Here is a 20622-nt window from a genome sequence, read left to right as displayed (position 1 = left end):
AAGGTCTTGATTGAGGCTTGTTCTGCCTGCGTTCACGGCAAAGAACAAGCCTCGTTTGGGAGAGCCCAGACCCGCGCGAATGGGCGTTTTTTCCGCTCAACGCAAATAGTCGGACGGCTACCGGCCGCCGATCAGTGCCGCAGCAACTCCGGCTTGCGGATCGTCTGTCTGACCTCGGCGCCGCAATCGGCGCATTCATAGACGAAGTCGATCTTGGCAAGACTCCAATGCGGTTCGACCTCGCGCACATACATCGGAAGGAACCCCATGCAAGCAGGGCAAATCACTGGCGCGATTTCGATATCCTGATGATGCTGTACATAAGCTGGCATCTCGGCTCTCCTTCGCAGACGACCTCCAAACCCGCGCGAAGGCTACTGCCGGCCGGCGCAAGGCCGACATCAACTCTTTCGAACAGAGACGGAACGGCGGAGGTTTGTCGTTCGCTGTGACATTCTTGTTACGTCTCTGTACTGTGACGGGCGGACCAAATACCTATTTCGAAAGCCCGAGCCGGTATTCGGCTTTACCTCAACGATAAGGGAGCAACGCCCATGACGCATGCCATTCGCTTTCACAAGACTGGTGGTCCGGACGTGCTGGTCTGGGAGGAGGTCAGTGTCGGCAAGCCCGGACCGGGCGAGGCGCGCATCCGCCACACCGCCGTCGGTCTCAACTTCGTCGACATCTACAACCGTTCGGGCCTTTACCCGGTGCAGCTGCCGAGCGGGCTTGGTAGCGAGGCTGCTGGTGTCGTCGAGGAGGTCGGGGCCGGTGTCACCGATTTGAAGCCGGGCGATCGCGTGGCCTACGGCGCCTCGCCCCTCGGGGCCTATTCCGAGGCGCGGCTGATCCCGGCCGACCGACTGCTGAAGCTGCCGGACGGTGTCGACGACAAGACCGCGGCGGCGATGATGCTGAAGGGGCTCACCACGCAATATCTGATCCGGCAGACCTATCGCGTGAAGGCCGGCGACACCATCCTGCTGCATGCGGCCGCCGGTGGCGTCGGCCTGATTCTCTGCCAGTGGGCCAAGCATCTCGGCGCGACCGTGATCGGCACGGTCAGCAACGACGAGAAGGCCAAGCTCGCAAAGGCGCATGGCTGCGACCATGTCATCATCTATAGCCGCGAGGATTTCGTGAAGCGCGTGGACGAGATCACAGGCGGCAAGAAGGTGCCGGTGGTTTATGACTCCGTCGGCAAGGACACGTTTCTGAAGTCGCTCGACTGCCTCGCGCCGCTGGGCGTCGCCGCGCTGTTCGGTGCGTCCTCCGGCGCCGTCGAGCCGCTCAACCTTGGTCTGCTAGCGCAGAAGGGCTCGCTCTACGTCACCCGGCCGACGCTGTTCACCTACGCCGCCAAGCGTGAGAGCCTGGTCGCGATGGCAGGCGAGCTGTTCGACGTCGTCAAGTCCGGCGCGGTCAAGATCGAGGTGCACCAGACCTATCCACTGAAGGACGCCGCCAAGGCGCATGCCGATCTCGCCGCGCGCAAGACCACGGGATCGACCGTCCTCACGGTGTGATCTCCGACCGGGCTGCCGCTTGGGCCTGCGTCACGTCCGCTCGTGCTTACGCAGATCGCGGGCGTGATCGAGGCGGAGAGCCTGTAGGTCGACTTCTTTGGGGCGGATCTCCGGGAGGGCCGCCTCGGCGAGGATCGCCTCGGTCACGTCTTCGACCGAATTCTCCACGATTTCCTGGATGAACGAGATATTCCGATATTCACCTGAGGCGACGCGGGAAATGACCTCGCGCCTGGTGATTTCAGGGTCGACGACCGCCTCGCGGCCGCGGCGCCCATAGTCGATCATCACGACGAAATACTGCATGAAACGATCCTGCCGTGCCCACGGTCGGGCACGGCAGAGTATTTCCGAAAAACGGAATCAAGTCAAGGTGAATTTCGTAAAAACGGAAATTGCAGCCTACTTGCTCCTCTTGCGAGGGCGCGCCGACTTGGCGCGCAGCCGCTCCAGCTGCCCCTTGGGCATCGACAGGCAGATCTCGCCGACCCACTCCAGTTTCACGCCGACGATCTGCTTGGCATTGAAGCTGCTGAGATTGACGACGGAGGGGGATTTGCCCCGCTCGATGGTCTTCAGATAGCGCTCGCCGGTCTTGAGCCGGACCACGGCCTCCTCGCCGTAGAAGCTCGACAGCGGATGGCGCTGGTCCTTGTAGACTACGATTACGTCGCCGCTCTCGTATTTGGGCAGCATCGAATCGCCCACGATCTCGAATGCGATGGTCTCCTCCATGATCGGAAAGGGCAGCGCGATGTCGCCAAGGCCTTCGGGGGGAACCTGCTCATAATCCGGCTCGATCACGGCACCGGCCCCGACCCGGCCCATGATCGGCGCGAGATTGAGCTCGAGATATTCCATGATCGGAATGATTTCCGAAGCCTTCACCAGGCGTTCGCCGCCTAGGATCTCCGAAACTGCGCCGGGGCGTACGCCCATGGCAGCCGCCAGGCCGCCCTTGCTCTTGCCCGTCTTTTCCAGGCCCCGTTCGATCATCGCAGCGTCCAACATGGTGATTCCCTCGACTGTCCATCGTTCCGCCTCTTGTAATCCGAAATTCGGAATTGATGCAATTATGAATATCAGAATTATTGCTTGACTTCGACTTCGGAATACCGGAATTTAGGCCCGCCTCGCGATCGTGCGATCGGAGGAGGCGCATCACAGGACAGCAGCATGGAACCGGGCCATTGGCCGTCGGAGCACTCCGACGCGCTTCGCGACTATCTTCTCAAGGGAATGTCTTATACGGAGATCGGAAGACAGATTAATGCAAGGTTTGGAACGGCTTACACGCGCAATGCGGTGGTCGGCCGCGCCAAGCGGCTCGGGCTGATCGTGCAGGTGCGGACGACGAGCCCGTCGATCGTGCCGGTGCTGCCGTCTGGAGCCTGTCTTATCCTCCCGCACCGTCCCGCGTTACTGAACCTGCCTCCGAAATCCGCGATGAAGCCTGCCGCGCAGATCAAATTGCGCTGCGTCGGCGTCCAGCCGCGCCTGGTCCCGCTGGTCGAACTCGCTGGCGAGGACTGTCGCTATCCCTATGGCGGCGACAAGGACGGGGAGGAGATTACCTTCTGCGGCCATCCAAGTGAGCCGGGCTCGAGCTATTGCACGCCGCATGCGCGCCTGACGCGCCGCGCCGGAGCTGGCTCCGCGCGCGTCGCCGGCCCGGTCGTGCTGAGGCTGGTCTCCGCCGCCTGATCCGACGACCGCCCGTCCAATCGTCAATTTCGCAAGGAGTACCCGAGTGGCACGTGTCCGACGCAACAGATCCTACAAATTGGCGAATGTCTACGACCGACGCTCACGTGAGATACCGTTCAATGCGGAGGTGGCGGAAGTCGAGGTGGACAATCCGCTGGCGCTCGACCCCGGCGAGAAGATCATGGCCGTGCGATCCATCCGCAGCGATCCGCTCGGCCGGCTGCATGCGCACCATCAGATCGACGAGGCGCAGTATCGCGGGGGGCGCGCCTTCCAGGACGATTGGGAGAAGGCCGAGCGAGGCCTTCAGGCAATCGACCCGACTCGCGAATATGTCGATGGCGCGCGCACGCGCGAGCCGGTCACCGAGAGCCAACGCGAGGCGGTGCTGCGGCTGAACCGGGTCGAGCGCGAACTCGGCACCGACGGCGCCGCGCTAGTGCACGACGTGTTGGTGCTGGGCCTGACCATGGACGAGATCGGCCAGCGTCGCGCCGTCCGTACGCAGCGCTGGACCGACTATTTTGCCCGACGTTTTCGGGAATGCCTGGATCGGCTGGCGCTGATCTATGGCTTTGCGACGGAAAAGGGGACACGGCGTGCAGGGCAACGCCGATGACAACGGCGCGCCCGCGACCGCGGTCGCGGGCGCGCCAGTCTGCTGCTTAGGGATGCGGCAGGATCTGATAGGTCGTGGTATAGGGCTCCACGCGCAGCGAGGCGTTGGCCAAAAGCCCTATTCTGGCGGTCGGCGCTTGCTGTAACTCGCCGTTCGGACCGCGATGCACGTTGTATTGCCAGACGGTGAGATCGCCCTTCTGTGCCAGAGCATGTGCAACGGCGCTGGCATCGTTGCCGCCGAGCGCCTGAAGCTCCTCCGTCGACAATCCAACGACGATTTCGTCCTTGATGGTGACGATCTTGAACAGGTTCATCCTGGTCTCCTGCGCCCACGCGCCTTGTATCGAGAAGGTGAGAAGCGCGACTGCGGCGCCCTTGATGAGATCGCAGCGAGAAAGCATGCCGTCGTCCTTTGGTGCTGGGGCGCCCGAATCGATCGAATGCATCGGCCAGGGCGCCCGTGATCTGCGTGACTGTTTCGCCACCGCTTTGTCGTTTGTTCCTCGAAAACGGTTCACGGCCGGAAACAAATGCGGCCCGATGAATCCTGGTGCGAAGAGGCCTGCCCAAGTCCAAGAGCTCGAGTGGGCGGGTTTGGATGAAAATCCAAATGCCATAGTTTGTCTCTTGGTTCAGAAGGCCGCGCTGTGGCGGCCTATCCATGGCGCGAGATCCACGTCTATTTCGTCGACGATACAACCGCTGGCGCCGGACTCATCAATTACGTGTATACGCTGAAGAAGCACTGGTTCGCGTCCACCAACGTCCATTCACATCCGAAACAAGACTAAACGCAGCGTCGATTGACGGCGATCGAGGCTGTATGCTGATCGATGACGCTTCTTGACGCAGGTGGGTGACGGCGGGCCATATTCCTGTTATCCGGAATTGCCGTGGTGCGATGCAGACGAAGCATCGCTGCGCCAACTGTTAGGCTTGCCGGAGGGGTTGTTTCTTGACATAGTTGCAACCTGTTCAGGTGTGCGCGCTTGCACATGAAGCTCGGCGTGCGAACGTACCGGGCTTCCCCCCCGGCCGAAGGCGCGCCGTCGCCATAGCATCCGGTTGGTTATGGCATCCGGTTGTGGCGTTTGGTTCTTAGTTGGGATCTCGATGTTGGATCACGAAGTCCGATGCTTGTCATAGGTGCGAGATGAAGAACCTCAATTTCGCAGCTGAGCTGCACCTCAAGCTCGGCGCGCCTGCAAGCGGCACTGTCGAAAGCCTGCGGCTGCTCCGCGCGTTTCTGAAGCTCGCGCCCCGGCAGCGTTTCGAGGTCATCAAGCTCGTCGAAGACCTCGCCACCGAAGAAACTCTCCCCGAACACCCCCTGTCCTGAGCCGGCCTGCGCGCCGGCCTTAACGCCTTGCCGTTCGTTTCCTGCCAGAGCCGGCCGCCGGGCGACGTCCCCCCGGCTGGACGCTGGCAGTCGATCCGGCAAGTGTGGTATTCAGTTCAGAAAACGGGAGGAGTGCGACCATGATCGAACCGAAGCTCGAAGTTCCGGCCGAACTGCGTGACCTGGCCGAGAAGACGATTGACCAGGCGGAAAAGGCATTCGGAATGTTTTTCGAAGCCGCCACCAAATCGATGACGACCGTTCCGGGCGCGGGGGCGGACGTGTCGAAGCAGGCGCTCGCTTTCACCGAGCAGAACATGAAGTCGGCGTTCGAGCATGCCCGCAAGCTCGTCCATGCCACCGACCTTCAGGAGGCGATGCGAATCCAATCGGATTTCCTGCGCAGCCAGTTCACCAGTGCCGGAGACCACATGCGCCAGATGACCGGCAGTCTCATGCAGCCGGGGAAGGGCAAGTCCTGATTCTCGGAGTGTTTACGGCGCGTCCACAGATTGGACTTGCGCAGCGTGAATATCCGCACGTCGATGCGGGTACCGGTCCATGATGGGCCGTCGAATGGACCTCATTCACAGCCCATCATCCTCCTGCCGATTCCTGTCGGTTCTCAGGCAGGATTTGCATCGTCGCAGGTGTCGACCGATCGGCCGCTCTGCTAACGCAGCGATGCGATGTAGGCCGCGATGTCGCCGGCTTCAGTCCGGCTCAAGGGGAAATTCGGCATCTTCGGGTGCGGATCTAGCAAGAAAAAGGCGAGCCTTTCCGAACTGAAGTCGGGCCTGCGCGCAACGGACGCGAAAGAGGGGACGTCGGCGCTCGCCTGGGTCTGGCCGTTCGCCACGACATGGCAGCTGGCGCACCAGCGCCTCGCAAGATCGGCGCCGTGATCTGCATCGGCGGCGAGAGCGGACAACGTGCCCATGCTCGAGGCCATTGCAACCAGCAGGCAAATTCGTCTCAAATGCCGGTGCATAGAGCAACCCTGTGTGTTGTTGGCGTGCGACGCCGTCCTCATCCGCAACACGAACCCGGAAACTGCGAGAGGTCGATGCGGGCGATGATCGACCGCAGCAGCTTGCGAGCCGAACGATAGAGATGCCGGGCGAATCTCGGCGTCCTTGCCACGGGCAGGCCAAAGCTTGTCCTATCGAGTCTTTTCGTATCAAGGCTTTCGATCGAGTGCGACACGTGCCTCTCCGAGATGGCGAGACCCTTTCTATCGTGGTCGGGTCGCGGCAGCCTTGATCTGCCGCAAAGGGGCCGGACTAATAGTCGCCGGGGTTCATGATCATCGGGCTTCGTGTATCGGCCGGGGCGAGCGCGCTGCTGGCGCTGTCCCGCAGGAAGCGGTCGAGTGTCGCCTGGATCTTTTCTTTGACAGCGTCGGGACCGCGATCGCTCATCTCGGTATGCTGTGCGCCAGTGTGGATAATGTCGATTCCGCGCGCCTTGGCCTCTTCCGGCGTCGGCAGCACGCCGGGATCGGTTACGAAATGCGGATCCTTCGAGCGGAACGACAGGATCTTCATGTTGTCGCTAAGCACGAAAGGCACCCGCAGATTGTCGAGCGTGATCACTTTCGACACCAGCTCCGGGTGCTGATGGGCGACATACATCGAAACGTCGCCGCCGTTGGAATGCCCGACGAGCGTGATGTGGTCGTAGTCGGCGTTCTCCTGCCGCCGCTTCAACTCGCCCAAGGTGAAGAGGATGTTGGCCTCGCAGCGGATATAGACCTCGCGCCGGCCGACATATGGCTGGCCGGCCTTGGTCATCAGCGGCGGATCGCTCGGCAGATCCTGCTGGATACTGGCGACAAGATAACCGCGTGCGGCGAGCACGTTGGCGAGGAAGGAATATTCGGTGGCCTTGACGGTATTGCCGTTGCTGATGATGGCGAGCGGGAGCTTCCAGAGGCCGAGATTGGCCTTGGTCTCGTAATCACGCCGCACAGCGATTTCGACCGCAATCGGCCGCTGGCGCGCGGCGTCGAACAGGGTCAAATCCTCATGGCGGATCGCGAACCGGCTGACCACGAAGTACTGGCCGACGCCGAGGACGCAGAGAAACGCCAGAACTGCAAACACCTTTTTCATGGTTCCGTCTCAATCACTTTTGACTGAACATGGCCATTCGGAACTCCCGGATCGAGCGATCGTGAGCAGGTTACGGGATTAAATTTAGGCAAGCTTGTGAGCCACGCCTCGAAAAGGGCCGCATGCCGGGGGCCATAGCGCAAAGGACAATGGGCTTACAGACAGCCGCCCTTGCCGCGTTCGGAGCAGAGCCGCAGCGCGCTTGACAGGGTAAACAGGAAGCGCGGGCTGCGGCGCTCGTTGTCTGGCGCCCGGTAGCTCAGGGGGACAGCCACGCCGAGATCGGCCTGGAAATCGTCCGGCAGGAAGAACCGCACGCCAGCTCCGGCCGAGGTCAGCGACAGGCCGTCGCTTAGGCGGTAAGCGTCGTTCCAGACGGCGCCGGCGTCGCCGAAGGCATAGAGCTGATAGCCGGTCCAGTAGCGGAAATTGAGATTCTGGTCGAAGCGCAGTTCGAGCGAGCCGGCAAGACCGTTGTCACCGCTGATCTCGGCTGCGCCATAGCCGCGCCCGAAGGCAACGCCGCCGAGATAGAATTGCTGCGAGGTGAACAGCGGCCGTGACGCCGTCTGGCTCGCAGCGGAGAGCTTGAGCGACCAGACGTCGTTGAGCGTCTGGTAGCGCGTGAACCAGAGGTTCAGCACGGAGAAGTTCGATGACGCGCCATCGCGCGACAACAGGTCGTCATCGAAATGCGAGGCACCGAAGATGTCGAGCCCCTGGCGGTAGGTCAGCGTCGCGAAATTGGTGCCGCCGAAATGATCCTGGAGCCGGTAGTCGGCGGTCAGGCTCGCGGTCCTGATGTGGTCGTTGTACCAGGGGCCGTAAAGGTCATGCTCGGACACGTTGCTGAAGGTCGTCGCCGCGGTCAGGATCAGCGAGGAGGATTGCGACTGCAATGGGACGATGCCGGCACGCAGCTCGAACGCCTCGGTCGTGGTGATGTCGCTGTTGAGGCGGCGGGCATCGCCCGGTCTGACCGCGCTGTACAGGACGGACCCGCCGAGACGCACGCCGTCGACGCCGACGGGTGCATCGTAGGACAGCCGTGCGAAGCCAAGCTGGCGGGGGTCGTTGGCGATGGTCGACAGGTTGACCGCCAGCGTGTCGCCGGGCGTGAGATAGGAGTTGAACGCGCCGGTCGCGTAGGTCTGCCACGGACCGACTGATGATGAGCCCAGATTGTCCAGACCGAATGAGGAGAAGACGTGCCAGGTCTTCAAATAGACGATGAGGCGGAAGCGGCCGGTTGCACCGCCGATCTCCTCCAGTGCGGTATCGGTGATCCGGACGCCAGGTCTGCTGTTGATGAGAAAGAGCTGGCGTTCCAGCGTTGCCAGACGCGACGGTTGCTCCGCCAGAACCGGCCCAAGCATCGGTCTCACGCCGAACTGCTCGGCGCCGTCGCCTTTCAGCTTCGCCTGCACGATGGCGCCTTCGATCACCTGGATCCGGAGCAGGCCGTCCGCAATATCCTGCGGCGGCACGATCGCACGGCTCAAGTGAAAACCATCGGCACGGTAGAGATCGCTGATGGCGCCGGCGATCGCGGCGAGATCGGCCTGCGAAACCTTCTTGCCGACATAGGGCTGGTAGACCGCGGCGATGCGATCGGGGGAAACGGCCCGGGCTCCGCTGACATCGACGCCGCGCAGCACGAATTGAGGCTTGGTATCGCCGCCGGTGTTGGGCTGGCCGATCGTCGGTAGTCTGACTGGAGGACGCCTCAGCGATTCCCGCTCGGTTTGGTTTTCAAAATATTTCTCTGGTTGGCGCGGATCGAAGCCCGGCTGGTTCGCCTGTTGTGCGAAAGCCTGGGAAACTCCGGCGAAAAAAGGCGCCAACAGCACCATTGTGGTAATGAGATGCCGCTTCCCGACGCGCGCAACGCGCCGGTCCCCGTAGTTTGACGGAGATGTGCCCGTGAAGCGGTAAGGGTTCGTTAGCCACATGATTTTTCATAGTTTTTTATGGTCAATGAACCGTTAACGCGACCACTCCGCTGGTCGCTTCCCGCTAATCTCATGTTGAGTGATTTCGGATACCCCTCAAGGCCGGCTGTAACGCGGACTGAGGATCGTCATGCTGAACAATATTGGAATGCGGTGCGCCTTCGCGGCTGCGCTGATCCTGGGAACGGCTTCCGGCGCATCCGCCGCGGACGAGGGCGTCTGGTCGGTCGGCAAAGCCACTGGCGAGGTCTGGGTCGCCACCACTGGCGCGCAGCAGGTGTCCTTGAGCCAGCAGGAGGCACTCAAGCCCGGCGACACCATTCGCACCGGGCGTAACGGGCGCGTGCTGCTCGTCCGTGGCGAGGAAACGATCCTGATCTCTCCCAACTCGGTGGTCGGCTTGCCGACCGAGAGCAAGGAGGGCCTTTCGACCACCATCATCCAGCAGGCAGGTTCGATCCTGCTCGAGGTCGAGAAGCGCAACGTCAAGCACTTCGAGGTCGAGACGCCCTATCTCGCCGCCGTGGTCAAGGGCACCCAGTTCAGCGTCACCGTGAATGCGGGCAGCACCAAGGTCGGCGTGCTCCGCGGCCAGGTCGAGGTCTCCGACTTCAAGACCGGACAGATCGCCCAGGTCCTGCCGGGGCAGGCCGCCACCGTCTTCGAGCATGGCAAGTCTGGTCTCTCTCTGAGCGGCTCTGGAACGTTCAATCCGATCGAGCACGGCAAGCCGCGCGCCTCGAGCATCGAGCGCGTCCCCGTGCCGAAATCGGGCCTGTCGGCCCCGCGCAATGCCGCGAACGGCCGTGCGATCCATGCGCTCGGTCCGATCGACAAGGGCACCAAGGCGGCCGGCGCGCTCAAGCCATCGCAACAGGGGGCCGGAGCTCACGCGTCCAAGGGCGGTGCTGCCAAGTCTGATGCTGCAAAGCCTGGCGTCGTGCGCATCTCGAACTCGCTCGGCGAGGTCAAGCTGAACGTCCACAAGGTCACGCACGGGCTAGCCCACGGAGGCGGTGCCCCCGGACAGGTGCGCAACGCGCACGCTAGCACCGAGACGGTCTGGAGCGACTCGAAAGCGAGCACGACTGCGTCCAACAGCACCGTCCAGACTGCGGTCACGACGAGCAGCGGCGTGACGGCTGGCAGCAGCAGTTCGTCAAATCCCGGCGCCGCGATCGCCGCAGCGGCCGCCAACGGAAACGCTGGTGGCAACGGCAACTCCGGCAACGGCAACTCCGGCAATGGCAACTCCGGCAACGGCAACTCCGGCAATGGCAACTCCGGTAACGGCAATTCCGGCAATGGGAATTCCGGCAACGGCAATGGTAATGGCAACAACGGCGCCACCGGCAACGGCAGGGGCAACAACGGTAACGGCAATGGCAATGGCGGCGGCAACGGCAGCAATGGCCACGGCAATGCCTTTGGCCACAACAAGCACTGAGGCGATTTCCAGGGGATGAGGGGGCGTACCCGCAGAAGCGGGTGCGCGGGAGGATCGGAGTGAAGCGCTATCGTCCGCATATTCTAGTCGTGACCGCACTGGCGATCGTGCTGTCCACGGGGTGGCATGGTGCGCTTCGCAACGCGCTGACCGACCTGCGGTTCACATGGCAATCGCGCCCCGCGAGCGGCAACGTCGTCGTGGTGGCCATCGATGCGCCCTCGATCGACCAGATCGGCGTATGGCCTTGGCCGCGCCGGCTGCACGGCGAATTGTTGCGCAAGCTCGAGGCCGCGGGGGCGCGGGACGTCGCTTTCGACGTCGATTTCAGCTCGCCATCCGATCCGGCCTCCGACGAGGCTTTCGTCAACGCGCTGCGTGAGGCCGGCGGCTCGACCATCCTGCCGTCCTTCAAGCAGCCGACGCCGAATGGCGGCGCAGCTCACATCAATCGCCCCCTGAAGCCGTTCAGCAATCAGTCGTGGCCGGCGCTGGTCAATGTCGCGATCGAATCCGACGGGCTGGTTCGCCGCTATCCATTCGGCGAGAAGCTCGGTGATGCCCTGATGCCGTCAATGGCCGTCGTGCTGGCCGGACAGGACGCCAATCGGCGGCCTCCTTTCCTGATCGATTTCAGCATTCGGGCGGGCTCCGTTCCGAGTGTCTCGTATGTCGACGTGCTCCGCGGCAACACGGCAACTCTCGACAAGCTCAGAGACAAGAAGGTCATCATTGGTGCGACGGCGCTCGAACTGGGCGACCGCTTCAGCGTTCCAAATGGCCGCATCATCTCCGGACCCATCCTCCAGGCGCTGGCAGCGGAATCGATCCTCCAGAGCCGGATGCTGCGCTGGACCTCCGATACCGGCATGATCCTGGGTCTCGCTGTGATCTGCCTGCTGATGGTGTTTTCGTGGCGCCGCTTCGGACCGGGAATTCGCGTCGCGATCCTGATCTCGGCCGGGGCAGCCTTCGAGCTGGTTGCGGTCCTCGTGCAGGCAAGATGGCCCTTCATCATCGACACATCACTGTTCCACATCGCGATTGTGGCTTATCTGACGGCGATCGCACTCGACGAAATCGACTTCCGCGGTCTGTTGGGGCGCATCGCCGAAAGCCGCTTTCATCGTATTGCGATGTCGCTCGGCGATGGCCTCGTCTGCACCGACGAAGATCAGCTGATCACCGTGTGGAATCCCGGCGCTAGTGCGATCTTCGGCTATATGCCCGCCGAGATCATCGGCCGTCCGTTCGAAACGCTGTGCGCCGTGTCGGTGGACGGTGACGCGAGGCCGTCCATGCGCGACGCCGCGCGCCAGGCACTCCTGGTCCCCGGCGGAGCGGTCGTCGTTGAATTCGAAGGGCGGCGGAAGAACGGTGAAACTTTCCCGGTCGAGGCAAGCTTCTCGGGCTGGCAGGGAACGGACGGCTTCCAGTACGGAGCGATCCTGCGCGATATCTCGGTCCGCAAGCGCGAGGCCGAACGCGTCAGATATCTCGCCGAGTACGACGCGCTGACCGGTCTTGCCAACCGCAACACGCTGCATGCAGGACTGGTCGGCATGATCGCGGATGCGGCGCAGCGCCCTTGCGAGGTCGCGCTGCTCGTGATCGGGCTCGACGGCTTCCAGAGCATCAACGACATGCTGGGTCATTCGGCCGGAGATCTCGTGCTTCAGGCGGTCGCTGGTCGCCTGAAAGCCGAGGCGCGCGACGGCGCTGTCGTTGCCCGGCTTAGCGGAGACGAATTCGCCATTGCGCGCAAAGGCGCCGATGGCGACCCGCCAATCGCAGAGTTCGCCGAGCGCATCGCGCGCGCATTCGAAGCGCCGCTTGCGACCGGCACGCGGCAGCACCGCGTCAGAATCAGCATCGGCGTCGCCGTCCATCCGGAAGGCGGACACAGCGCCGACGATCTCCTGAGCAATGGCCATCTTGCGCTGACCAAGGCAAAGCTGACGCGGCGCGGCGGTTATGTGGTCTTCGAGAGCGCGATCCGGCAGGAGCTGGAGAACCGGCTGACGCTGGAGAGTGAACTAGCGCTTGCCGCGGATCGCGGCGAGTTCGAGCTGTTCTACCAGCCCCAGGTTCGCCTGATCGACGCGAGCCTGGTCGGGGCCGAAGCTCTCATCCGCTGGCGGCATCCCGTGCGCGGCTACGTTTCGCCGGGAGAGTTCATGCCGGTGGTCAACAGCTCAGCCCTATCCGAGCGGATCGGAAACTGGGTGATGGAGACCGCCTGCCGGCAGGCACGCGCCTGGGAATTGTCCGGCGACAGAGTGCGGGTCGCGATCAATTTGTCTCCCTCGCAGATCCACTCCGGCGACCTCGCGCATTCGGTTGCGGAAATGCTCGAAGCGACGGGGCTCACCCCGTCGCTGCTCGAACTCGAGGTTACCGAAGACATCCTGCTTCACGACGAAGCCCGCGTGCTCGACATGTTCAAACGCATCCAGCAGCTCGGCGTCCGCGTCCTGTTCGACGATTTCGGCACTGGCTATGCGAGCCTGAGCTATTTGAAGAAGTTTCCGCTCGATGGGCTCAAGATCGACCGGTCGTTCGTGCTCGGTCTGCTCGCGAACTCCGATGATGCCGCGATCGTCGGGTCGACCGTCGGCCTCAGCAAGCAGCTCGGACTGACGGTCGTGGCCGAGGGCATCGAGAACCGCGCTACGGCCGATTTCCTGGTGAGCATGGGATGCGAAGAAGGCCAGGGCTATTTCTTCGGCCGCCCGATGCCGTCGGAAGCATTCGAGCGGCAATTCCTCGCAGCCGAGCGCGACGCCGTCAGTGCCGCCTGAACATCCGCTGGTCTACCGCCGACGCGCAACTGCGACGCCGAACAGGAAAGCAACGAACAGGCTGGCAAGCGGTGCTTCGCGCGTAATCGCGGCGACGGTCGCGAGGGGCCGGCCCGGCTTTCGCGCTTCGTCGATAGCGGAGGTCATGCGATCGACAGCTGCATGCAGGCCACCTGCGACTTCACCGATGGTGCGGGATACGTCCGTCGCGGCATCGATGGCGCGCTCGGCCATGCCGGGATGTGAGGTGGACTGCGGGATCTCCGTGCTCAAGTGCGCGACCTCCGGGCTGATCATGTGACGGAGGCCGATACCTTTGGCTATCCGCGCGAGCGCTCGTTCTGAACAGCGGGTCGCATGACCTTTGGCTATCCGCGACAGGCGCCGTGGTTTTACGGCGGGTACCGGCCTTGCATGAGCAATTCGGCGCGCGGGCTTTTGTTCCGAGACGATGCGCCCCCGCGCGGACCGCCCCCGTGAAACGACGGATGCGAATCTCTGTTAGGCTGGCTCAATCTTGCGGATCTCAGGAGACAGCTGTGACCGACCAGACTACGACGGATCGAGCCCGGCGCATCGCCTTGCTCGGCGCTCCCATCGACATGGGGGCTTCGCAACGCGGTACCCTGATGGGCCCTGCGGCGCTCCGCACCGCCGGCCTTGCGACACTGCTCGAGAGCCTGGATTTCGAGGTCGTCGATTACGGCGATCTCTCGGTGGCCGAGCTCCGGGACCTCGCAGACAGGCCCCCGGAGAATGCCAATCACTACCGCGAAATCCAGCGCTGGACCCGCGTGCTGAGCCGCAGAGGCTACGAGATCGCGAAAACCGGCGCGCTGCCGATTTTTCTCGGCGGCGATCACACGTTGTCGATGGGATCGGTGAATGCCATGGCCCGACACTGGCAGGAGCGCGGACGCGAGCTGTTCGTGCTCTGGCTCGATGCACATGCCGACTACAACACGCCGGAGACGACGATCACGGCGAATATGCATGGCATGTCGGCGGCATTCCTGTGCGGCGAACCCGGCCTCGACGGATTGCTTGGCGATGATCCGCGTGCCCCGATCGGTCCCGACCGGCTCGACCTGTTCGGGGCGCGCTCAGTTGACAAGCTCGAAAAGGAGCTGATGCGCACGCGCCGGATCAGGGTTGTCGACATGCGCCAGATCGACGAGTTTGGCGTCGCCGTGCTGATCCGCCGCGTCATCGAGCGCGTCAGGGCCAGCAACGGCGTACTGCATGTCAGCTTCGATGTCGATTTTCTCGACCCCTGCGTTGCACCCGGCGTGGGCACGACAGTGCCGGGCGGCGCGACCTATCGTGAGGCGCATCTGATCATGGAGCTTCTGCACGATTCCGGCGTAGTCGGATCAGTCGACATCGTCGAGCTCAATCCCTTCCTCGACGAGCGTGGCCGCACGGCGCGCACCGCGGTCGAACTGATCGGCAGCCTGTTCGGCCAGCAGATCGCCGACCGGCCGACCCCGAGCAATGCGATCGCGCCGGGCGAGTGATGGACGAGCCGTTTGTGCATTGCGAAGAAGAGAACTGCCGCCGCGGCCGTCGGATTTAGATCAGTCGCGGTCGAAATGGCTCATTTTTGAAACAGCTGCGAATTGCAAATGCTCGTCGCAGAATGTTTCATGCGGTCGCGCTTCATCCGAGGGTCCGCACATGAGCAGCACGAGCGACGCCGACGACAAATCCGCGGGGACGACTCGCCGTCACTTTCTGCGCGCCGGCGCGGCGGCTGCGGGTGGCACTGTCCTGGGCGCCGGCGCATCGGCTGCCGCCGGGACCGACAACCTTCCACCCAACATTCCCGAATGGATGAAGGCGCCGGGCGAGCCGACGGGGGGCCAGCTCTATGGCGCGCCATCGCCGTTCGAGAACGGAGTCGTGAAGAACATCTCGAAGACTCTCAAGCAGTACATCTCGGCCTCCAGCCGGACTCCGTTGCAGGAGCTCGATGGCATCATCACGCCGAACGGCCTGTTCTACGAGCGTCATCATGGCGGCGTTCCGACCATCGATCCGGCCCAGCACCGGTTGATGCTGCACGGACTGGTCGAGCGCCCGCTGATCTTCACAATGGATGATCTCAGGCGTTTCCCGTCGGAATCGCGCGTCCACTTTCTCGAATGCTCCGGCAATCCCGGCTACACCAAGCCTTACGGCAAGACCGCGTCGGACCTAGTGGGTCTGGTGAGTTGTGCAGAATGGACCGGCGTCAGCCTCAAGCTGGTGCTCCAGGAGGCCGGGTTGAAACCAGATGCCAAATGGGTCGTGGCCGAGGGTGCCGACGCGGCTGCGCTGACCCGCAGCATCCCGATCGAGAAATGCCTCGAGGACGCCATGGTGGTCTACAGCCAGAACGGGGAGCGGCTGCGCCCGCAGCAGGGCTATCCGCTGCGGCTCCTCCTGCCGGGCTTCGAGGGCAATATGAGTGTGAAGTGGCTGCGGCGCCTGCATGTGACTGCGGAGCCGGTTTATTCGCGCGAGGAGACCTCGAAATACACCGACCTGCTGCCGGATGGCACCGCGCGTGAATTTTCGTTCTACATGGAGGCGAAGTCGATCATCACGCGGCCCTCGGGTGGCCAACGTCTGAGCGCGCCCGGCTTCCACGAGATCACCGGCATCGCCTGGAGCGGGCATGGCAAGATCGCGCGCGTCGAAGTGTCGGTGGACGAGGGAAAGAGTTGGCAAAGCGCCCAATTGCAGGAGCCGGTGCTGACGCGTGCGCTGACACGCTTTCGCCTGCCCTGGCGATGGGACGGCAAACCTGCCGTGATCCAGAGCCGTGCCGTCGATGAGACCGGCTATGTGCAGCCGACTCTGGCCGAACTGCTCGCGGTGCGCGGCGAGAACTATTTCTACCACAACAATGCGATCTGGCCTTGGCGCATCGCAGCTGACGGCGAGGTGACCAATGCGCTGGCGTGAGACTTGCGGCATTGCTGTCGTCATCTTGCTGTGTGCGTTTGCGAGCGGAGCGCAAGCACAAAGCCTGTACGGCTTCGGACGTGCCGCGACGGCTGCGGAGATTGCGGGCTGGAATATCGATATCGGGCGCGACGGCAGCAATCTGCCGAAGGGAAGCGGCTCGGTCAGCCACGGGCGCGAGGTGTTCGCCCAGCAATGTGCATCATGCCATGGCGACAAGGGCGAGGGCGGGCTGGGTGACCGGCTCGTTGGTGGGCAGGGCACGATCGCAACGCCAAAGCCGATCCGCACGGTCGGCAGCTATTGGCCGTATGCGCCGACGCTGTTCGACTACATCCGCCGCGCGATGCCGCAGAACGCGCCGCAATCGTTGAGCGATGAGGAGGTTTATGCAGTGTCCGCGTACATCCTGAACCTGAATGGACTGGTCGGAGCGGATGCGACGCTCGATGCCAAATCGCTTACAGCGGTCAAGATGCCAAACCGCGACCGGTTCGTCGGCGACGCGCGGCCAGATGTGAAACGCTGAGTGCTTATGGCGATCAGGTTCCACGCATTGACTTGGAACTTGCCTGGGCCTGGGGCGGAACTCGCGAGACCGGATTGAATTAACCTGCGATAGGAAAAACGTATGGGTTCCTCGATGGCAACGGATCGCTTCGCAAATTCCATATCCTCGGCGCTTCGCCATCCCGGCGTGATCGCGTTGATCGTGGCCGCGGTGACGATTGCTGCGATGCTCATCGTCGATCACGGACCATGGAATCGGGCCAAGACACAACCCGCCCACGTTGCGATGTACGCAACCACGGGTGAAGCCGCGCGCGCCGCAGGCGCCAAAATTCTCCCGACCGAACCGAAATCACCGATCGAGCCGGCGCGGCCGGGGCCAAAGACGTCGCCGACCGTCAATCCAGTGACGCCGTAAGACGCCCTAGCCCTTGCGGCCGTAGTTGAGCAATCCGCCGCTGGTCTTCGGCGGATGCGCGCGAAGGGCTTCCTCGTTCGGATCGGTGCCCCAGCCGGGCCGGTCCGGAATGACCAGATGGCCGTTCTGAATATCCGGCTCATGCGTGAACAGCTCACGGTCCCAAGCCAGGCGATCGATGTCGATCTCCATGATGCGCAGGTTCGGCACGGCGGCGCAGAAATGCGCGTTCATCATCGAACAGAGATGGCCGTAGAAATTGTGCGGGGCAACGTTGACTTCGAACGCTTCCGCGGCGGCTGCGATCTTCATCGACTGCCAGACGCCATTCCAGGGCGTGTCGATGATCGCGACGTCCATGGCCTGCTCGCGGAAATAGGGCAGGAATTCCCGCAAGCCCAATAGCGTCTCGCAGGACGAGATGGGATGCGGGCTTTGCCTGCGGATGTAACCGAGGGCTTCCGGATTGAAACTGTCGATCTCGATCCAGAACATGTCGAGGTCCGCAATGGTGCGCAGGATCTCCAGATAGCCCTCGGTCTTGGCGTTGAAGTTGCAGTCAAGCAGGATGTCGACGTCGGGGCCTGCACCGTCGCGGATCGCTTCCAGGTGCATGCGCAGGTCGCGCAGGATTTTGCGATCGACGTTGATCTCGGGGGTGAAGGGAGAGCCGAAGCCCGGTCGCCAACCGGTCGGCTTGCCGTCGTCGTAAGAGAAGATGTTAGTCTTGAGCGCGGTGAACTTCTTCTCGCGGACCTCGCGTCCTATCGCCTTGACGCCATCGAGGTCCTCGATCGGCGGCTTGTACCAGGACGGGTGATTGATCCGCCACGTCGCGCAATGCGACCAATAAACCCTGACACGGTCGCGGATCTTGCCGCCGAGCAGTTCGTAGCAGGGCACACCGAGACACTTCGCCTTGGCATCGAGCAGCGCATTCTCGATCGCGCCGAGCGCCTGCGCCACCACGCCGCCGGCGGCGGGACGTGTGGCCGCGAACAGTTCGGCGTAGATGCGCTCGTGCCGGAAAACGTTCTGCCCGACGACGCGGGCGGACAGGCGCTGGATCGCAGCACCGACACCGGGCGAGCCGAAGCCCTCGTCGAACTCGCTCCATCCGACGATGCCGTCCTCGGTCGTCAGCTTGACGAAGTGGTAGTTTCTCCAACCGGCATCGCAGGCGAGAATCTCGAGACTTGTTGCCTTTGATGATCTGGTCATGTCGCTCCCTGTGACCCGGCTGGGTCCCTTTTTTCATTGGCCGGCTCGCAAGCCCGGCTCCAGCTGCAACTGTTAGGCTAAGAGCCCTGCGCAGTGAAGCCCGGGGAGCTGCGCCGCGGCCGCTTTGCCGCCTTCTGCGGCGGAAAAGTCTGTGGAATCCGGTGGGGACAGCCATGATCTTGCCTGGGATCGTCCTGAAAAGGCACCACGCTCTGACGTTTTTGGCCACAATCGGGATCGACCTTCCGGCCATGAAATTTCTGGCTGTGATTTCGATCCTGGCGCTGCTCACGATGGGCGGAGCCGCCATTTCCGATCAGTTTCTGACGGCCGATCAGCACGCCGCGCACGGGGTGGAATAGCGCGGCGGGCTTATACGTTTTTTTGTCTTGGGGGAGACAGCGATGCTTTCGATCGACCAATTCCTGCGCTTCATCAGCGTGCCGGCCGTGTTCGCGGCCCTCGTCATCGCCTCGCAGATATCGGCAGCCTTGTCGCAAGGCTAGTCAGCCGATCGCGGACGAGCCGAGCAGAGCGAGCACGGCCAGCGCCATCAACGCGGTGCCGAGCCAGCCCAGCGCGACGAGCCATGACCGGCCCTTGAAGCGACCCATGATCGCCTTGCTCGAGACGATCAGCATCATCATGGCCATGATCGGAACGGCGACGATGCCGTTGAGCACGGCGCTCCAGACCAGCATATGGATCGAATCGATGCCGGTGAACCCCAGACCGAAGCCGATGATGGTGGCGGCCGCGATGATGGTGTAGAAGCCGACCGCCTCGTCGGGCTTCGCCTCCAGCGTCGCGCGCCAGCCGAAGATCTCCGCCACGCCGTAAGCGGCCGAGCCCGCCAGCACCGGAATTGCGAGCAGTCCGGTGCCGATGATGCCGGTCGCGAACAGGGCGAAGGTGAAGTCGCCGGCGAGCGGCCGCAGCGCCTCGGCGGCCTCCGTCGCCGAATTGATGTTGGTGACGCCGTTCGCGTGCAGCACCGACGCGGTGGTGAGGATGATGAAGAAGGCGATGCCGTTGGAGAGCAGCATGCCGGAGATGGTGTCGGCCCGGATGCGCGCGAGCTCCGGACTGCCGCCGCGCTTCAGCTCGCGCAGCGGCTTGTCGCGCTTGCCCTGGTTCATCTCTTCGACCTCCTGCGAGGCCTGCCAGAAGAACAGATACGGGCTGATCGTGGTGCCGAGCACGGCGACGACCATCATGAAATAGTCGGCGCTGACATTCGTCTTCGGCCACACCGCCGCGAGCAGCGCCGTGCTCCACGGGATCTTGACGGTGAAGGCGGTCGCGACATAGGCGAACAGCGCCAGGGTGAGAAATTTCAGCACCGGCGAATAGCGCCGATAGGGCAGGAAAACCTGCAGCAGGGTCGAGCCCGCCGCGAAGATCAGCGCGTGCTCGTGGTTGAGGCCGCCGATCACGAGCGAGAGCGCCTCCGCCATCGCGGCGATGTCGGCGGCGATGTTGAAGGTGTTGGCGGCGACGAGCATGGCGACGAGCGACAGCACCGCCCAGCGCGGCGCGATCTGCCTGACGTTGGCGGCCAGCCCCTTGCCGGTGACGCGGCCGATCCGGGCGCTGACGAGCTGGATGGCGATCATGAACGGCGTGGTCAGAAACACCGTCCAGAGCAGTCCGTAGCCGAATTGCGCGCCGGCCTGCGAATAGGTGGCGATGCCGGACGGATCGTCGTCGGCCGCCCCGGTGACCAGACCCGGCCCCAGCCTCTGCAACAGCGACGGCGCGGATTTCGTGGGGGTGAGGGCGCTGTCGGTCATCGCAGGAGGGACCTCGGTCGGGGCGCGTCCTTCACAAATGCTAACGAGGGAACAAGGTTCCCGAGCGCGGCGTAACGGGCTCCTCGCTTATTTTCTGATAAAGCGAATCTTCGTTTGACTCGTCGGGCAAAACACCTGTATAACTGCATCATCCAAGAACCCGGTGCAGCCTTTGCGCGCATCCCAAGCGCGACCGGCCCGCCATGGCCGGCAGTCCGCAA

At 63.1% G+C, this 20622-nt stretch carries 23 protein-coding genes; 13 read left to right on the top strand and 10 right to left on the bottom strand.

From position 1 onward, the window contains the following. Positions 1 to 131 precede the first annotated feature (131 nt). Positions 132 to 332 (bottom strand): hypothetical protein, encoded by a 201-nt coding sequence (locus BRA471DRAFT_RS26380; RefSeq protein WP_007612817.1) that lies wholly within the window; start codon positions 330 to 332, stop codon positions 132 to 134. A gap of 222 nt (positions 333 to 554) precedes the next feature. Between BRA471DRAFT_RS26380 and BRA471DRAFT_RS26375 the strand changes: the two genes are divergently transcribed. Next, on the top strand, positions 555 to 1529 hold the full coding sequence (locus BRA471DRAFT_RS26375; RefSeq protein ID WP_007612816.1) for a quinone oxidoreductase: 975 nt from the start codon (positions 555 to 557) through the stop codon (positions 1527 to 1529). Between the two features lie 30 nt (positions 1530 to 1559). On the opposite strand, the gene BRA471DRAFT_RS26370 is transcribed toward BRA471DRAFT_RS26375, so the two are convergent. Beyond that, the gene (locus BRA471DRAFT_RS26370) at positions 1560 to 1835 is read right to left on the bottom strand and encodes a hypothetical protein (RefSeq protein WP_007612813.1); all 276 of its coding nucleotides are present in this window, start codon (positions 1833 to 1835) and stop codon (positions 1560 to 1562) included. A 96-nt stretch (positions 1836 to 1931) separates the two neighbouring features. After that, positions 1932 to 2540 (bottom strand): S24 family peptidase, encoded by a 609-nt coding sequence (locus BRA471DRAFT_RS26365; RefSeq protein ID WP_007612810.1) that lies wholly within the window; start codon positions 2538 to 2540, stop codon positions 1932 to 1934. 165 nt (positions 2541 to 2705) lie between these two features. Here BRA471DRAFT_RS26365 and BRA471DRAFT_RS26360 point away from each other — a divergent pair, with 165 nt between their 5' ends. Both BRA471DRAFT_RS26360 and BRA471DRAFT_RS26355 read left to right on the top strand, forming a co-directional pair. Next, positions 2706 to 3233 (top strand): GcrA family cell cycle regulator, encoded by a 528-nt coding sequence (locus tag BRA471DRAFT_RS26360; RefSeq protein WP_007612808.1) that lies wholly within the window; start codon positions 2706 to 2708, stop codon positions 3231 to 3233. 46 nt (positions 3234 to 3279) lie between these two features. Next, complete coding sequence (locus tag BRA471DRAFT_RS26355) at positions 3280 to 3855, top strand: hypothetical protein (protein WP_007612804.1); 576 nt, start codon at positions 3280 to 3282, stop codon at positions 3853 to 3855. A 46-nt stretch (positions 3856 to 3901) separates the two neighbouring features. On the opposite strand, the gene BRA471DRAFT_RS26350 is transcribed toward BRA471DRAFT_RS26355, so the two are convergent. Further along, the gene (locus BRA471DRAFT_RS26350; protein ID WP_007612800.1) at positions 3902 to 4258 is read right to left on the bottom strand and encodes a hypothetical protein; all 357 of its coding nucleotides are present in this window, start codon (positions 4256 to 4258) and stop codon (positions 3902 to 3904) included. Positions 4259 to 4504: 246 nt separating this feature from the next. On the opposite strand from BRA471DRAFT_RS26350, the gene BRA471DRAFT_RS38480 reads away from it, so the two are divergent. From BRA471DRAFT_RS38480 to BRA471DRAFT_RS26340, 3 genes are all read left to right on the top strand, one after another. Further along, positions 4505 to 4648: a hypothetical protein gene (locus BRA471DRAFT_RS38480; RefSeq protein ID WP_007612799.1), complete on the top strand. Its 144-nt coding sequence runs from the start codon at positions 4505 to 4507 to the stop codon at positions 4646 to 4648. A 362-nt stretch (positions 4649 to 5010) separates the two neighbouring features. After that, positions 5011 to 5196 (top strand): hypothetical protein, encoded by a 186-nt coding sequence (locus BRA471DRAFT_RS39105; protein WP_007612798.1) that lies wholly within the window; start codon positions 5011 to 5013, stop codon positions 5194 to 5196. Between the two features lie 140 nt (positions 5197 to 5336). After that, positions 5337 to 5678: a phasin gene (locus BRA471DRAFT_RS26340; RefSeq protein ID WP_007601491.1), complete on the top strand. Its 342-nt coding sequence runs from the start codon at positions 5337 to 5339 to the stop codon at positions 5676 to 5678. 191 nt (positions 5679 to 5869) lie between these two features. Here the strand turns inward: BRA471DRAFT_RS26340 and BRA471DRAFT_RS26335 are convergent, their stop codons facing one another. From BRA471DRAFT_RS26335 to BRA471DRAFT_RS26325, 3 genes are all read right to left on the bottom strand, one after another. Further along, positions 5870 to 6187 (bottom strand): cytochrome c, encoded by a 318-nt coding sequence (locus tag BRA471DRAFT_RS26335; protein ID WP_007612797.1) that lies wholly within the window; start codon positions 6185 to 6187, stop codon positions 5870 to 5872. 292 nt (positions 6188 to 6479) lie between these two features. Next, a complete protein-coding gene (locus BRA471DRAFT_RS26330; RefSeq protein ID WP_007612796.1) occupies positions 6480 to 7310 on the bottom strand; it encodes an alpha/beta fold hydrolase in 831 nt (276 codons plus the stop codon). Positions 7311 to 7465: 155 nt separating this feature from the next. Further along, complete coding sequence (locus tag BRA471DRAFT_RS26325; protein WP_007612794.1) at positions 7466 to 9262, bottom strand: ShlB/FhaC/HecB family hemolysin secretion/activation protein; 1797 nt, start codon at positions 9260 to 9262, stop codon at positions 7466 to 7468. A gap of 130 nt (positions 9263 to 9392) precedes the next feature. On the opposite strand from BRA471DRAFT_RS26325, the gene BRA471DRAFT_RS26320 reads away from it, so the two are divergent. Further along, positions 9393 to 10709, top strand: a complete 1317-nt coding sequence (locus tag BRA471DRAFT_RS26320) for a FecR domain-containing protein (protein WP_007612792.1) — start codon at positions 9393 to 9395, stop codon at positions 10707 to 10709. Positions 10710 to 10768: 59 nt separating this feature from the next. After that, positions 10769 to 13510, top strand: a complete 2742-nt coding sequence (locus tag BRA471DRAFT_RS26315; protein WP_007612790.1) for an EAL domain-containing protein — start codon at positions 10769 to 10771, stop codon at positions 13508 to 13510. Between the two features lie 12 nt (positions 13511 to 13522). On the opposite strand, the gene BRA471DRAFT_RS26310 is transcribed toward BRA471DRAFT_RS26315, so the two are convergent. After that, positions 13523 to 13807 carry a hypothetical protein gene (locus BRA471DRAFT_RS26310; RefSeq protein WP_007612789.1) on the bottom strand — a complete coding sequence of 95 codons (285 nt, stop codon included), beginning with the start codon at positions 13805 to 13807 and terminating at the stop codon, positions 13523 to 13525. A 242-nt stretch (positions 13808 to 14049) separates the two neighbouring features. Here BRA471DRAFT_RS26310 and rocF point away from each other — a divergent pair, with 242 nt between their 5' ends. From rocF to BRA471DRAFT_RS26290, 4 genes are all read left to right on the top strand, one after another. Further along, positions 14050 to 15027: an arginase gene (rocF, locus tag BRA471DRAFT_RS26305; RefSeq protein WP_007612787.1), complete on the top strand. Its 978-nt coding sequence runs from the start codon at positions 14050 to 14052 to the stop codon at positions 15025 to 15027. Between the two features lie 160 nt (positions 15028 to 15187). Continuing rightward, positions 15188 to 16459, top strand: a complete 1272-nt coding sequence (gene soxC, locus BRA471DRAFT_RS26300) for a sulfite dehydrogenase (protein WP_007612785.1) — start codon at positions 15188 to 15190, stop codon at positions 16457 to 16459. Next, on the top strand, positions 16446 to 16988 hold the full coding sequence (locus tag BRA471DRAFT_RS26295; protein ID WP_007612783.1) for a c-type cytochrome: 543 nt from the start codon (positions 16446 to 16448) through the stop codon (positions 16986 to 16988). Before soxC ends, BRA471DRAFT_RS26295 begins: the two co-directional genes overlap by 14 nt. Positions 16989 to 17090: 102 nt before the next feature. Beyond that, positions 17091 to 17387, top strand: coding sequence for a hypothetical protein (locus BRA471DRAFT_RS26290; protein ID WP_007612779.1), 297 nt, complete (start codon positions 17091 to 17093; stop codon positions 17385 to 17387). Between the two features lie 6 nt (positions 17388 to 17393). Here BRA471DRAFT_RS26290 and BRA471DRAFT_RS26285 read toward each other — a convergent pair whose 3' ends face one another. Further along, positions 17394 to 18608 carry a mandelate racemase/muconate lactonizing enzyme family protein gene (locus tag BRA471DRAFT_RS26285; protein ID WP_007612778.1) on the bottom strand — a complete coding sequence of 405 codons (1215 nt, stop codon included), beginning with the start codon at positions 18606 to 18608 and terminating at the stop codon, positions 17394 to 17396. A gap of 173 nt (positions 18609 to 18781) precedes the next feature. Here BRA471DRAFT_RS26285 and BRA471DRAFT_RS26280 point away from each other — a divergent pair, with 173 nt between their 5' ends. Beyond that, positions 18782 to 18970 (top strand): hypothetical protein, encoded by a 189-nt coding sequence (locus tag BRA471DRAFT_RS26280; RefSeq protein WP_007612777.1) that lies wholly within the window; start codon positions 18782 to 18784, stop codon positions 18968 to 18970. A 144-nt stretch (positions 18971 to 19114) separates the two neighbouring features. Here BRA471DRAFT_RS26280 and BRA471DRAFT_RS26275 read toward each other — a convergent pair whose 3' ends face one another. Beyond that, positions 19115 to 20401, bottom strand: coding sequence for an NRAMP family divalent metal transporter (locus BRA471DRAFT_RS26275; RefSeq protein WP_007612775.1), 1287 nt, complete (start codon positions 20399 to 20401; stop codon positions 19115 to 19117). Positions 20402 to 20622: the final 221 nt, after the last annotated feature.

The sequence above is a fragment of the Bradyrhizobium sp. WSM471 genome, from assembly GCF_000244915.1.
In the GTDB taxonomy this organism is placed as follows: domain Bacteria; phylum Pseudomonadota; class Alphaproteobacteria; order Rhizobiales; family Xanthobacteraceae; genus Bradyrhizobium.
The sequence above is the reverse complement of the archived record's forward strand: the minus strand, read 5'-3'. Positions and strand labels throughout refer to the sequence as shown.

Coding starts and splice junctions, on each gene's coding strand:
- BRA471DRAFT_RS26340 (WP_007601491.1), top strand. CDS start 5,337: ATGATCGAACCGAAGCTCGAAGTTCCGGCCGAACTGCGTGACCTGGCC.
- BRA471DRAFT_RS26310 (WP_007612789.1), bottom strand. CDS start 13,807: ATGATCAGCCCGGAGGTCGCGCACTTGAGCACGGAGATCCCGCAGTCC.
- BRA471DRAFT_RS26365 (WP_007612810.1), bottom strand. CDS start 2,540: ATGTTGGACGCTGCGATGATCGAACGGGGCCTGGAAAAGACGGGCAAG.
- BRA471DRAFT_RS26360 (WP_007612808.1), top strand. CDS start 2,706: ATGGAACCGGGCCATTGGCCGTCGGAGCACTCCGACGCGCTTCGCGAC.
- BRA471DRAFT_RS26275 (WP_007612775.1), bottom strand. CDS start 20,401: ATGACCGACAGCGCCCTCACCCCCACGAAATCCGCGCCGTCGCTGTTG.
- BRA471DRAFT_RS39105 (WP_007612798.1), top strand. CDS start 5,011: ATGAAGAACCTCAATTTCGCAGCTGAGCTGCACCTCAAGCTCGGCGCG.
- BRA471DRAFT_RS26285 (WP_007612778.1), bottom strand. CDS start 18,608: ATGACCAGATCATCAAAGGCAACAAGTCTCGAGATTCTCGCCTGCGAT.
- BRA471DRAFT_RS26370 (WP_007612813.1), bottom strand. CDS start 1,835: ATGCAGTATTTCGTCGTGATGATCGACTATGGGCGCCGCGGCCGCGAG.
- BRA471DRAFT_RS26330 (WP_007612796.1), bottom strand. CDS start 7,310: ATGAAAAAGGTGTTTGCAGTTCTGGCGTTTCTCTGCGTCCTCGGCGTC.
- soxC (WP_007612785.1), top strand. CDS start 15,188: ATGAGCAGCACGAGCGACGCCGACGACAAATCCGCGGGGACGACTCGC.
- BRA471DRAFT_RS26375 (WP_007612816.1), top strand. CDS start 555: ATGACGCATGCCATTCGCTTTCACAAGACTGGTGGTCCGGACGTGCTG.
- BRA471DRAFT_RS26380 (WP_007612817.1), bottom strand. CDS start 332: ATGCCAGCTTATGTACAGCATCATCAGGATATCGAAATCGCGCCAGTG.
- BRA471DRAFT_RS26295 (WP_007612783.1), top strand. CDS start 16,446: ATGCGCTGGCGTGAGACTTGCGGCATTGCTGTCGTCATCTTGCTGTGT.
- BRA471DRAFT_RS26350 (WP_007612800.1), bottom strand. CDS start 4,258: ATGCTTTCTCGCTGCGATCTCATCAAGGGCGCCGCAGTCGCGCTTCTC.
- BRA471DRAFT_RS26335 (WP_007612797.1), bottom strand. CDS start 6,187: ATGCACCGGCATTTGAGACGAATTTGCCTGCTGGTTGCAATGGCCTCG.
- BRA471DRAFT_RS26320 (WP_007612792.1), top strand. CDS start 9,393: ATGCTGAACAATATTGGAATGCGGTGCGCCTTCGCGGCTGCGCTGATC.
- BRA471DRAFT_RS26325 (WP_007612794.1), bottom strand. CDS start 9,262: ATGTGGCTAACGAACCCTTACCGCTTCACGGGCACATCTCCGTCAAAC.
- BRA471DRAFT_RS26290 (WP_007612779.1), top strand. CDS start 17,091: ATGGGTTCCTCGATGGCAACGGATCGCTTCGCAAATTCCATATCCTCG.
- BRA471DRAFT_RS26280 (WP_007612777.1), top strand. CDS start 18,782: ATGATCTTGCCTGGGATCGTCCTGAAAAGGCACCACGCTCTGACGTTT.